The organism is Pseudomonas anuradhapurensis (assembly GCF_014269225.2).
In the GTDB taxonomy this organism is placed as follows: Bacteria; Pseudomonadota; Gammaproteobacteria; order Pseudomonadales; family Pseudomonadaceae; genus Aquipseudomonas; species Aquipseudomonas anuradhapurensis.
The window spans coordinates 4,015,571-4,028,051 of sequence record NZ_CP077097.1 but is presented as its reverse complement, the minus strand read 5'-3'; the positions used below and the strand labels follow the sequence as shown (position 1 = coordinate 4,028,051).

Annotated in this window: 10 protein-coding genes; 2 read left to right on the top strand and 8 right to left on the bottom strand. The window is 54.2% G+C overall.

Going from position 1 to position 12,481, the window contains the following annotated elements:
* Positions 1-16: 16 nt before the first annotated feature.
* The 5 genes from HU763_RS18465 to HU763_RS18445 form a co-directional block, all read right to left on the bottom strand.
* The gene (locus HU763_RS18465) at positions 17-775 is read right to left on the bottom strand and encodes a fimbria/pilus periplasmic chaperone (protein WP_186688011.1); all 759 of its coding nucleotides are present in this window, start codon (positions 773-775) and stop codon (positions 17-19) included.
* A 21-nt stretch (positions 776-796) separates the two neighbouring features.
* Positions 797-3,283 carry an outer membrane usher protein gene (locus HU763_RS18460; protein ID WP_202883425.1) on the bottom strand — a complete coding sequence of 829 codons (2,487 nt, stop codon included), beginning with the start codon at positions 3,281-3,283 and terminating at the stop codon, positions 797-799.
* A gap of 44 nt (positions 3,284-3,327) precedes the next feature.
* Positions 3,328-3,852 (bottom strand): fimbrial protein, encoded by a 525-nt coding sequence (locus HU763_RS18455; protein ID WP_186688005.1) that lies wholly within the window; start codon positions 3,850-3,852, stop codon positions 3,328-3,330.
* A 70-nt stretch (positions 3,853-3,922) separates the two neighbouring features.
* Positions 3,923-4,447, bottom strand: coding sequence for a fimbrial protein (locus tag HU763_RS18450; RefSeq protein ID WP_202883424.1), 525 nt, complete (start codon positions 4,445-4,447; stop codon positions 3,923-3,925).
* Positions 4,448-4,650: 203 nt separating this feature from the next.
* Positions 4,651-5,280 carry a response regulator transcription factor gene (locus HU763_RS18445; protein WP_186687999.1) on the bottom strand — a complete coding sequence of 210 codons (630 nt, stop codon included), beginning with the start codon at positions 5,278-5,280 and terminating at the stop codon, positions 4,651-4,653.
* Positions 5,281-5,483: 203 nt separating this feature from the next.
* Here HU763_RS18445 and HU763_RS18440 point away from each other — a divergent pair, with 203 nt between their 5' ends.
* Positions 5,484-6,680, top strand: coding sequence for an EAL domain-containing response regulator (locus HU763_RS18440; RefSeq protein WP_186687996.1), 1,197 nt, complete (start codon positions 5,484-5,486; stop codon positions 6,678-6,680).
* Positions 6,681-6,761: 81 nt separating this feature from the next.
* Positions 6,762-10,403, top strand: coding sequence for a transporter substrate-binding domain-containing protein (locus HU763_RS18435; RefSeq protein ID WP_186688141.1), 3,642 nt, complete (start codon positions 6,762-6,764; stop codon positions 10,401-10,403).
* A 404-nt stretch (positions 10,404-10,807) separates the two neighbouring features.
* Here HU763_RS18435 and HU763_RS18430 read toward each other — a convergent pair whose 3' ends face one another.
* The 3 genes from HU763_RS18430 to HU763_RS18420 are packed head-to-tail and all read right to left on the bottom strand — an operon-like array spanning position 10,808 to position 12,468.
* The gene (locus HU763_RS18430; protein ID WP_186687994.1) at positions 10,808-11,119 is read right to left on the bottom strand and encodes a hypothetical protein; all 312 of its coding nucleotides are present in this window, start codon (positions 11,117-11,119) and stop codon (positions 10,808-10,810) included.
* Positions 11,119-11,619 (bottom strand): fimbrial protein, encoded by a 501-nt coding sequence (locus tag HU763_RS25135; protein ID WP_186687993.1) that lies wholly within the window; start codon positions 11,617-11,619, stop codon positions 11,119-11,121. Before HU763_RS25135 ends, HU763_RS18430 begins: the two co-directional genes overlap by 1 nt.
* 36 nt (positions 11,620-11,655) lie before the next feature.
* Positions 11,656-12,468 (bottom strand): MrpH family fimbial adhesin, encoded by an 813-nt coding sequence (locus tag HU763_RS18420; protein ID WP_186687992.1) that lies wholly within the window; start codon positions 12,466-12,468, stop codon positions 11,656-11,658.
* Between the last annotated feature and the right edge of the window lie 13 nt (positions 12,469-12,481).

The window sequence follows — 12,481 nt, the reverse complement described above, 5'->3', positions numbered from 1 at the left end:
AACACAGCATGGGAATTTACTGTTTGTTGGCAACGGGGCTGGCCTTGCAGGTGCCGGCAGCGCAACTGAACTGCAACTGCGGACGGCCGCCGTAGTCGTTGACGTAGGTCAGCACTGGCTTGTCGCCCAGCACCTTGCTGCTCACCCCCAGATCGAGCTGGCCTTTGGGGGCGATCATCAGCGGCTTGAAACCGGTGACGCCGTCAGCCTTGAGGTTGGGCGCAGCATCGATCAGTGTTATGTAGTAGGGCGTCGGGTTGTTCACCTGGTAGCGGTCGTTCTGGCGTGTCAGGGTCAGTTGTTCCTGCCAGGGAGCTTGGTTGACACCCGCCCTCGGCGCGATCGCCGCAGGTCGATAGAACAACTTGACCCGCGTCTGCAGGGCGATCTGCAAGGTATTGGGTTTGTCGCTGCGTGGGGGTATTTCGCGCAGGTTGAAATAGAACAGCGATTCGCGGTCCTGGGGCAACTGACCGAGCGCAGGCAGGCCCTGGATTTTCACCTGGCTGTTGGCCCCGGCTTCTAGGCGCTGGATCGGCGGTACCACCACCAATGGGGTAGTGATCTTCTCGGCCTGTTCGTTTTCGATCCAGGCTTGGGCCAGGTAGGGCAGCTGGGTGTTCTGGTTGCTGATGCTGAGACTGACCGACTTTTCGCTGCCAGTGAAGATCACGCGGGTGCGGTCGAGCGATATCGCGGCCAAGCTGGTTTGCGCCGCGCAGGTGCTCAACAGGGCGAGCAGGGTCAGGGTGGTGCGTTTGTAGCTTGTGTTCATGAATGTACCTGGTGTGGTGAATCAAGCAGTGGCGTTGTCCGCGTCGCTGGCCGGCAGGCACAGCAGCTCCAGTTGTCGGTCGGGCGAGACCACGGGGTCGGGCAGGGTGAAGTGGCAGCGTGCGCTGCCGTCCCAATGCAACGACATGGTTTCCCCCGGTTTCATGCCGCTCAGGTAGGTCGAGCCGCCCTCACCGACAATGCCGGTTTCCTGGCCGCGGCTGTTCTGTACCGAGGCGCCGAACGGTGGCGCACGGTGGTTGTTCATGCGAATGACGACCATGGCTTTGTGGCCTGCGATCACATCGAAGCGGCGATAGCCAATTGCGCCTTCGGTCAGGGTCGCCTGGGTGATTGACTGCGTGGCCTCGACGTCATCGGCCAGGCTGTCCAATACGATGCTGGTCTGGTTGCGGTAGTAACTGTTGACGTCGGTGACCACGGCCTTGCCGAAACGGTTGGTGCGAGTGATTCCGCCGTTGCCGCGGACCGGGACGTCGGCTACGCCTTGGGTGTCGACCAGCAGCCGAGTGCCGCCCATGACGTTGCTCCGGTGCAGCGCGGCACCGTACCCGGTGAGGGTGGCACCGCCCTGCAGGGACAACCCAGCCGAGGTGTACTCGCCGGCCTGGTAGCTGGCGCTGGCAACGACCTGAGCCAGGTCACCGTCGTGGGACAGGTAACCGCTGGCGGTTTGACCATTTGAAGCCTGGCCGGCGCTGACCATGTAGTGGTTGCGCTCATCGATACGGTCGTAGTAGCTCAGACTGTGGCTGGTATCGCCGCGATTGACCGAGGAGTTGTAGCTGACCGAACCGCTGCTGCCCCAGGGGATGCTCACCGAGAGATAAGCACCGTCCTCGGAGGTGCCGTTGGCCTTGTTCTGGTACGCAGTCAGCGACAGGCTGAGGTTTTTCAGGCCACCGACATCGAAGTAGCGCGACAGCGACAGGCTGTAGCGGTCGCTCGCCTGGCTGTTCCAGTACGTCTGATGGTTGTAGTTGAAGTACAGGCTGAGCGCGGAATTCCGAAACTGCTTGCTCAAGGTCGCTGTGTACAGCTCCTTGCTTTGGTTCAACGACTGGCTGCCACGCTGGGCCTCGATGAATTCGTTCATGCTCAGGTAGTTTCGCTCGGAGAACCGATAACCGGCGAAGGTAACCTGGCTGTCGTATTCATCGAAACGCTTGGAATAACTGGCACGGTAGGACTTGCCGCTGAGCGTATCGTCCTGCAGCGTCGCGCGCGACTGGGTGACGTCGAACGACAGCGCTCCGAAGGCCATCAGGTCGCGGCCTATGCCCACGGCCAGGGAACCGTAGTCCTTGGCACCGAGGCTGCCGCCATACAGCGACCAGCCATTGCTCACCCCCCAGGAAAACTCACCGGTGGCGAACGCCGGCCCGTCCATCTGGTGCTCCCAATCGGAAGGTTTGCCGGCGGCCAGTTTGTAGCGAACGGTGCCGGGACGGGTCAGGTAGGGGATACTGGCGGTGTCCAGCTGGAACTCCTGGACGCTGCCGTCTTGTTCTTCGACGCGCACGTCAAGCTGGCCAGAGACTGCATCGTTGAGGTCTTGGATACGAAACGCACCGGGCGGCACTTGGGTGTCATAGAGCACCCGGTCTTGTTGACGAATCACCACGCGCGCGTTGGTCCGCGCCACGCCAGTGACTTCCGGAGCATACCCTCTTAGGTTGGGGGGCAACATGTTGTCGTTGCTGCTCAGGTTAGCGCCGGTGTAGCGGAAGCTGCCGAACAGACTGGAGTCCAGATAGTCCTCACCGACGATCAGGTTCGAGCGCAGCGACGGCACGGCGCGCAAGGCATAAAAGCGGCTCCAGGCGAACTGATTGAGCGATGGCTGGTCGTCACTGCGTTGCATCTGGGTTTGCCAGTCGCCGCGCAACCGCCAGGCGCCGAGGTTGATGCCAGCGGTGCCATTGCCACTTAGGTTGTCGCTGCGGCCTTTGCCTTGCCGACGCTCAGTGGTCTGTGCGTTGAGGTTGTAGTCCAGCAGCACGCCGTAAACACCGTCATCCCAACGTGAGGGCGGATCCCAGTTCGGTGCGGTGTATTCCAGCTGATCCTGAGGGATGCTCAGATACAGGGCCGAGGGGCCCAGCTCGCCACGGGCCTGCATGCCCGGGACACTGCTGAGGTCCAGGCAGGCGCCGTCATGCCACCACTTGAGTGACTTTAGGACGTGTGTCTTGAGACCCAGTTCATTGACCAACGCCGGCGAAAGACAGGCTACGCTGTTTTTGGGGTCGTGATCGGCCGGAATATAGTCGACGGCATACTCCGTCAATGTGTCGCGGTTCACGTGGACCAAAAGGTTGTATTGGCCGGGCATAATGAAGTTGGCCGAGGCGAACACCCCAAGATCAAGGTTCTCGCGATCCTTGAGTTCCAGGACATCGGTGTTGAATTGGAATTCTCCGGCTGCATTTGCCCACGTCGCGGCACAGCACAATGCCGTGGCGGCCAGTAACTTATGGTGTTCCACGTGATTAAATCCTTGAGCGAAACTGCACACTGAGTGCTTGCAGTTCAGAAGTGCTGAATACTCAGTTTGATCGTGGCGTTATAGTCGCCCGTTTCCAGTGCATGTCCGCTGCCGACAAGCGTCAGCGAATAGTTGAGTAGCAAACGGTCGGCAGTGTCGGTGTTGTGCTCTATGGACTCGCCGGGAGAAATCAACTTCCCGTGTTCATCTTCAATCCGCAGTGCAATGCCTTTCGCAGCGCCCTGAATGGCAAAGTTCTTGCCCTCGGGCTGACCTTCGAATGTCAGCCTGAAGCGTTGCGAAGGGGCGATGTCACGCGCTGTTGTCGAAGTAAAGCAGTCCCTGATAGCGATCTTCAGCGATTGCTTGGCCGACGTATTGCCGCTGACCAGGCTATTGAGTGCCAATGGATTGAAGGCAATGGTCTGGCTGTCATTACCCATACGAATAGTGCAGGCGCTATCGACGATGCTTCCGGTCAGTTGTACACGTCCCTTGAATACATCGGCAGCACAGACGGGTACGCCCAACGTGCAGAGGGCCAGTACCAGCGCGCTTGAGCGAATCATCCAAACCTCCGCGAGCTCCCCCGCAGTACGCAGCCGTGCGCACTGCGGGTTACTTCAGTGACGGCGTCCGTTACTGATAGGCGAGGGTGAAGTTGGCGAAGGTTTCGAAGTCGCCCGGTACGATTTCGGCAGGCGTCGCTTGACCACCACCACCTGGCGTCACCATATCGCCCTGCAGGTAGGCACTGAACTGCAGGAAGGTGTCGCCATCACTCAGCGTCTGGGCAGGCGATGCGTCGCCCAGCTTGATCAGCGCGCCGGTGTGGTCGGCAATGGCCAGGCTCGCACCTTGAGCGGTACCTTTGATTGCAAGCAGATCAGGGTTGGCGGCCGGCGAGCCGGTGAACGTGGCGGTGGCCGACTTCAGGGCGCCCAGTTCACAGCCTCGCAGTTCGATCTTGAACGTTTTCGGGTTGGATTTGCCACCGTTCTTCAGGGCGACGTTGGAAACTTGATCCAAATCGACAGTCTGGTATTGCGACTCTTGAGCGATGGAGCAGGGCGCATCGATAATCGCGCCTTTGAAGGTAATCACACCATGCCCCTGATCTTTGGCAAAACTGGCCGCCGAAGTTGCTGCCAAGGTGACGGCCATGATTGCACCAGCCAACGAACGAACTTGCATCTGATACTCCTAGGTGATGTTGGAATCCTTGATGGGGAACTCAATGGAGCAGGTGTTTATCTCGAATGCCTGCGTACCGTTGAGGTGGGGTTAGCCTAGAGGAAGTTATGGAAGATGTATGTAGGACGTTGCTGAAGCAGCCCTAAGAAATTTCCTAGGGGTCTTCTCGCTGGCTATCGAGAAATCAATGAGTTGCGTTTGGCGAACTCGGCAAGATCTATCAGTGAGGAGATTCCCAGTTTTTGTAGTATTCGGATTTTATAGGTGCTTACAGTCTTGTTGCTGAGTAGAAGGATTTCACTGATCTGCTTATTTGAATAACCTTGGGCTAAATATTGCAATACTGTCATTTCTCGGTCGGTCAGCGAGCGAATTAACTCCATCTCAGTTGGCTGTTCGGTTGAGGTTACGCTATCAAACGTGAGGACAGGAAAAAAGGTGTAGCCGGAAACCACTGCCTTGATTGCTGAAATCAGACTGGCTAAATCCTCTTCCTTATTGACAAAGCCGCGTGCTCCCAGCTGGATGCAGCGTCGACAAACCGAGTCGGCGGGGTGTGAAGTCAAAATCAATATCTCGCTACGCACATCCAGCGCTTTTATTCTCGATATAACGGTAAATCCGTCCAGCTTAGGAATGCCAATATCAAGAATAACCACCTGAGGGGCGAGTTCACGTGCGAGCTGGATTGCATCTATGCCATTATCTGTTTCGCCGGCTACGCGCATGCCGTGCTTTTCCAATAGAACGCGAACTGCCATTCGAATGACTGGGTGGTCGTCAACTATTAAAACGCTATGCATATAAGCCTACCTTGAAATGATTTTGTTGCGAGGTGTGTAGTCTCGCTGCATCGGATGACAGTATGCTCTATGCAGCACTGCGCTGTAATCCTTCCCGGTTCGCGCTGGGAAAATTCTAGCGTAGCGCAGGAAAATTCTGATGGAAAGGACCTTGGCTTATTTGCACACTGTTTGTCGTTCAATGGGCCATGTGTAGACCTGCAATGCAAGATTTGACTGTTTTGGTGCTGGAGGATGAACCCTTTCAGCGCCTCGTTACCGTGACGGCGCTGAAAAAACTCCTACCAGGTCCGATTTTGCAAGCGTCAGATGGCAATGAAGCAATTAGCCAATTATCCGCTTGCGACACGGTGGACATCCTTCTATGCGACCTTAAAATGGCAGGCATGGATGGTTTGGCATTGCTACGCCATGTCAGTAGCGCTGGCAAGGTCAGGGCGGTGGTTTTGTGCAGCGAACTTGACCCCGTTTTGCGCCAGGCCACGGTCGCGATGATCCACTGTCTGGGTCTGACCTTTCTGGGCGATCTTGGCAAGCCGTTCAAACTTGAAGAATTCAGTCAATTGGTCAAGCGCTACCGAGAGTTATGCAGTGCCGTCCCACAACGTTTGTCGCCTGCAGAACTCCCCACCCTGAGCGATGTGCAGCAGGGGCTAGCCAACGGTGAGTTCGAGGCCTACTACCAGCCTAAAGTCACGCTTCAAGGTAACCTGATGGTCGGCGCAGAAGTGCTCGCACGCTGGAAGCATCCGCAATGGGGGGTGTTGACACCTGCGCACTTTCTCTCCGTGATGGAAGCGCACAACCTTATCGACCGGTTGTTCTGGCAATTGTTCGAGCAGGGCCTTTCGCTGCAGCAAAGACTGAAACTGGAGGGCAGGGCGATCAATCTGGCGTTCAACCTGCATCCATCACAGCTTGCTTGTACCGCGCTGACTGAGCGCATCTCACTCATGCTCAAACGCGCCCAGGTGTCTGCCACCAGCGTCACGTTCGAAATTACCGAGTCCTCCTTGATCAGCGCGCCCGCGAGTAGTTTAGAGAATCTTGTACGGTTGCGTATTCTCGGTTGCGGTTTGGCCATGGATGATTTTGGCGCAGGTTACTCCTCACTGGACCGGCTTAGCGAACTACCTTTTACCCAGGTCAAGCTTGATCGCGTATTTGTACGCAAGATGCAAAGCCAGCACAAGAGTGCCGCGATCATCAGCTGTGCGGTGGCATTGGCCCAGGCACTGGGTATCTCGCTAGTCATCGAAGGGGTAGAGACCGTGGTGCAACAGGCTCGGCTGATCGAGCTGGGCGGTACCCTTGCCCAAGGCTTTTTGTTTGCTCGCCCCATGCCGGAGCGTCATCTGATCGACTTTTGCACCCAAAGCACGGAGCAAGGCGGCTTGTAATGAATGAGCGACGGTAACTGCTTTGAACTATCATTGCGCCGTCTTGTCAGCCACCCCAGATTGCTTCGGCTCTTATCTAGCATGTATCTACGTATTGTCTGCTTATCCATTGGCCTGATGTTGAGCTGCGCTTCAGTGCTGGCGAACTCACTGCCTGCGGTTCCTAGGACGCTGGCCAGCCGGTTGCAAATCGATCGCCACGATATGGCGATTTCGATAGAGGACTGGCAATGGCTGCGCCATAAGGCTGAACTCAGGGTCGGTGTGTCACAGACCGAGTCTGCGCCATTTTCGGTCAATGTCCAAGATAGCCTGTACGAAGGCATCAGTGCCGATGTCACAGCTTTGGTCGCGCAGCTATTAGGCTTACAAGTCAAGATAGTGACCTACGGCAACGAGCAGGAGGCACGCAAGGCGTTGCAGGCCGGGCGCGTTGATGTGATCAGCACCCACGGCAGCACGGAGCCAAGTCCGGACCTGTGGCTAAGCACGCCCTATGCCAGGGATCGGTTGGCGGTGTTCAAGCGCAGCTCTGAAAGAAGGCAATCGCCCTCCGACCTTGCCGGGTTGCGCGTAGCGATCACTGATGAACACAGCGTCGAGGTCAAGAAGCGCTACCCTCGGGCCCATATTCGAGTTTATGGCAGCCATGAAAAGGCGATAGCCGCTGCCGCCTTTGGCCAGGCGGATGTGTACTTAGATGACTTGTACAGTGCATATTTCCTAATCAACCGTGCGTTCTACAACTATGTCCGTTTTGAACGTTTCGCAGGCGTGCGGGGCGGCGATTACAGTTATGCGTTAGCGGCCGGCAACACGCGGTTGCTGCAATTGATCAATACCGCCATCGAGACTATCGGTGAAGAGCAATTGCGCACCTTGGCCAAACGCTGGGTGGGCAATAGCTTCATTCCCGGTGAAGAGTCTGTCGACCTGACGGCAGAGCAGGTGCGCTGGATCCAGCGACACCCGGTGGTACGTCTGGTGATCAATGATGATTTCGCGCCGGGTGCGTTCTTTGATTCGAACGGTGTATTTTCGGGGGCGATAGCCGATCTCCTTGAGGTGATCACCCTCACGACTGGCCTGCATTTTGAAGTGGTTACGCGCAGTGGCGGCCTCCCGCAAATCATCGAAGCGGTAAATCTAGGTCAAGCCGATCTGGCGTTGATGACGGCCAGTCCAGAAAGGGAAGAGTACCTGCGCTTTTCCCGGTCGCTGCTCAACAGTCCTTTTGTTCTGCTCAGTAGCGTTGATCAACAAGGAAAACTGGGGAGCTTGGATGAAAAGCGGGTGGCTGTTCCTACAGGTCACGTGGCAATCCGGCAATTGCGCAAACGTTATCCGGAAACTGTAGTGATGGAAGCGGGTAGTTCGTTGGATGCGATGAATCTGCTTTACCAGGGCAAGACCGATGCGGCCATGGTGTCGCTGCCTGCCGCGCGCTACTACATTGAGCGGTTATTCCGTGACAGATTGGCCATCAATCAAATGCTCGATCTGGGGCCATCCACAACAAACTTCGCGATGCGCCGCAGTGATGTCGAGCTTCAGTCAATCATCGACAAGGTTTTGCAGACCGTTGCACCCGACGAGCTCAATGCCATTTCCAATCGCTGGCGCTCGCCACCGGGAATGAGTGGACAGACCTGGGTCGATTATCAGCGGGTGATCAAGGAAATCGTCGCCGCTGCTGTAGTGCTGCTGGTGCTGTTGCTGGTATGGGTGTTCTACCTGCGGCGCCAGATCAAAGCAAGGCTCAAAGCCGAGCGAATGCTCAACGATCAGTTGCAGTTTGTCGAAACCCTGACCGATTGCATGCCTCCGCCGCTGTATGTACGCGATATCAAAGGGCGCATGCTGTCGTGCAATCGCAGCTACCTGGAAAGTGTCGGCCTGAGCGCTGATCAGGTGCTAAATAAGACAGTGCGCCAGCTGCCTAAGGAGAACTTCGAGAGCCGCCCGGACTTTCATCGTAGTTACCTGCAAGCCATGCGTGACGGCCAGACCATCGAGTCGGTGCATGCTATCGTATTGCAGGGCAGAGAAGTTTGGATCAATCACTGGGTTCAACCCTTTCGGGATTCTACCGGCCAGATCAAAGGGGTTATCTGCGGCTGGTTGGACATAACCGAGCACCGCGAGCTGGTTCAACAACTGCAAGAGGCTAAGACACTTGCCGACGATGCCAGCCGCGCCAAGACCAGTTTCCTGGCCACCATGAGCCATGAGATCCGAACACCGATGAATGCTGTGATCGGCATTCTCGAACTCGCCCTCAAGCGTGCGGATGACAAGCCGATTGATCGCGCCAGCATTGAAATCGCCCATGCCTCGGCAAAGAGCCTGCTGGAGTTGATCGGCGATATCCTGGACATCGCTCGAATCGAGTCTGGACGCCTGAGCCTGTCGCCCAAGCGCGCCAACCTTCGAGAGCTTGTGGAATCGGTGGCGCGTGTGTTTGAGGGCCTGGCACGGCAGAAACGCCTGACCTTGGTCCTCGAGATCGACTCGAGCATCAACTGTGATGTGCTCATCGATGCCCTGCGTTTCAAACAGATTCTTTCCAATCTAGTTAGCAATGCAATCAAGTTCACCGAAGAGGGAAGGATCACTGTCTGTATTGCTGGGATGTTGATGGATGCCAGCCTGCTTACAGTCAACCTGAGTGTCGAAGATACTGGCGTGGGTATCAGCACGGGCGATCAAGAGCGCTTGTTCAGACCTTTTGCCCAGGCCCACCGCAATGTCCAGCATACCGAAGGGACTGGGCTGGGGTTGGTGATCAGCCGATCGCTATGCGAAATGATGGGGGGCAGAGTGGACCTGACCAGTACCCTGGGGCGGGGCACTCGGGTCGACGTCCAGATGCGCTTGCAAGTGTTGGAGCCGATCGAGTTCGATCAGGTGTCTGCCTTGACCCAAGATGTTCCCCGGTATCGATTGCAGGTGTTGGTGGTTGACGACCACCGGATCAATCGCCAAGTGTTGCATCAGCAACTGAACTACCTCGGCCATGACGTATTCGAGGCAGAGAATGGTAAGCTGGCTTACGCGCGTTGGTGCGAGCAACCCTTCGACATCATTATCACAGACTGCCATATGCCGGTAATGAACGGTACCGATTTCACCCGTGCCGTACGCCAGTCCGAGCAGGAACAGGGCTTGGCTGCGACCGTGATCATCGGTCTGACGGCAGACGCTCAACCAGAAGAAATCGAGTTGTGCATTCAGGCTGGTATGAACGATTGCCTAATTAAACCAGTGGGTCTGGATGAGTTGGATGCTCGGCTACGCGCGTTGCAGCCGGAAGATGCATATTCCGAGGAGACCATTGAACACTGTCAGCAGGAACAGCTGATGCTGCCACCTCAGACGTCGCAGGTCATTGACCTGGGGCCGTTGGAGCTGATGATCAGTAGCGAGCCGGTGAAGTTTCGCCAGATACTCGACGAGCTGATCAAGAACAACCGCAGTGACTGTGAGCAGTTAAGTGTATTGCTGCGTGAGAGGGACACCAACAAGCTCGGCGAGCTTGCGCATCGCATGAAAGGTGCTGCGCGAGTGGTCAGGGGTGATCAGGTGGTCGAATCCTGTCGGCAGTTGGAGGCGGTGTGTTTACTTGCCCAGATACCTTCACAGGAGTTGGAGCACGCGGTTGATCAGCTTAAGAAGGCTATTGAGAGGTTAAATCAGGCACTCATGTTATCGCTGGTCGGCTAGGTGCAAGTTGTATTTGCTGTGGGGGGCTTCAATAGTGTCTTTGTCGAGTATTCTATAAATTTGAAAAGTCCAAAAAACACTCTAGGTGGGCTTTATGAGTTTTAATCTCCATCCGGCTAGAGCTGGTTGAAAATTTCATTGACGATCCGATAATTGTTGGACATCCACGATGTCTCTATGGCGCTTAAATAAGCGCTTATCGAACGCACCCTTGCATGAAACCAGGCCAGCTTTGGGTCATCTTGATTAAGCGGAAAAATCTAGAGTAATATTCTTGAGCTTACATGCGTTCTGGTGCCTTGGTTGTGCCGGGGTTGAGCTGTGAATTTGTGTTGTGAATGTTGGTAGTGCTGTTACTCTGCAAAGGCTGCTATTAAGAGTTGTTGCAGCCGGTTACGCGTTTACTATCCAAGCTTTTTATTGATAAGATGGCATCCAAAGGTACGCTGCTTTTCTTTTGGAGTAGCAGCATATGCAAATTCTTTAAATGTTTGGTTTCCCTTGGTCAGCCCTCTGTTGCTCAGGTGTGGGCTGCCGGGAGTGTCATATATGAATTTCTGCTGCGATGTGTGTGAAAAATTACACTGCACTATTTTCACTTTTGTCGTTATGTTGATAGGTTTGAAGTCGAAATATTCTGCCGAGAATGCAGGTGTATTTGCAGCGTTTGACGTAAAGCTGGCGATTGCAAAAAATGTAGATGAAATTGTGTCCACTATTGGTACTCAACTACTAAGGTGGCGGAGGATCTGAATGGGCCGCCATTGATATCGCCGTCAGGCCGCTTAATCAAAACGGCTTGTAGAGTTGGTGGGTTTAATGGGTTTAATGAGTAGTACGTATTAATTGCGTGATAATGGCCGTCTCTTTTAAAGGTTATTCCGATGTTTTTGTGGTCTGGGACATATAATGCCCAGCGATCGAATTCGGTACTCTTGCCGGATATATAAAACCTTAAGTTATTGCTGACTGCTCGGCTGCAGTCAAGAGAGTAATTTAAGGTAATGGTTTTATGATTCCCATCAATTTTTTCTACATCTACGTCTCCGAATGATCCGATAATTGGTGAGTTATTATTGACGATGCAGGGAGGGTCAGCGTAGACGACACCTTTTATAGTCGCAGTTATTTGGCTTAAGCTGGCGTTGGCCGTGGCAGTTAGGGAATAAAATGCGATGGCTAGTAAGAGGGCGTTTGGGAGATTTATGTAAGCCATTTCTGATAATGTCTATTAATTTATGAGCTTGCCAGGTTACGGTAAGGAAATGGTAATTACTGATGAGCCTAAGAATTTTCCTGGCATAACCGGTCCTTTAGTTTTTAATGTTGACTTGATATAAATTCGTTTGGCTACGTCATTTTCAATTGGTATGATGACGCCTCTTGCTAGATCCTTGTTTTCAATAGTTAACTTTGAGTATAAATTGCCATTCGTTGTTAGTTGTACACCGTCTGTGTCCGTTTCGCTAGATTTTAGAAAAACACTTGTCGCAGCTCCTTTACACCTGAAAGAAAGCTGCGCTCCAGCTGATTTCCCATCTATGGATTTATGGCTAAGTGCACCATGGTCTATTATGATGCTTCCAGTTGCGTAACAAGTTAGTGTCGGTTTTTGAACCTGTGTGCAAGGTCCTATTGGTCCCACAACCCCTCCGGTAGTGGCGGTGGTCGAGGCTTGAGCGAAGCCTATGCAGAAGTCGTCTTTAACTTTCACGCTTGTAGGGACAAATAGGCTTCCGTCAAAAGGGATTGTGAAGCCGCCTTTTGATCTCATTTGGTAATACAGGTCAAGCATTGAAGTGTTGGTTTTTAGATCTGACCACTTGTAATTGCTTCCTATCATGTTCATATAGTTGCCAGGTCCATGAATTCCATATATTGCTAAGTAACATTTTCCACCGCTTTGGCTTTGGCAGAATTTTGTTCCGGATTTGTACCAATCAGTGATAACGAAATAATATCTAGTACCGCCTTGTTCATATCTTGCGCCGATTGTTTCTATTGTGACAGCGGCTGAATTTTGTAAGGTTAAAAAAAGCAGAGAAATGACAGCGGCGAGTCGCATTCTTAAGTCCGGG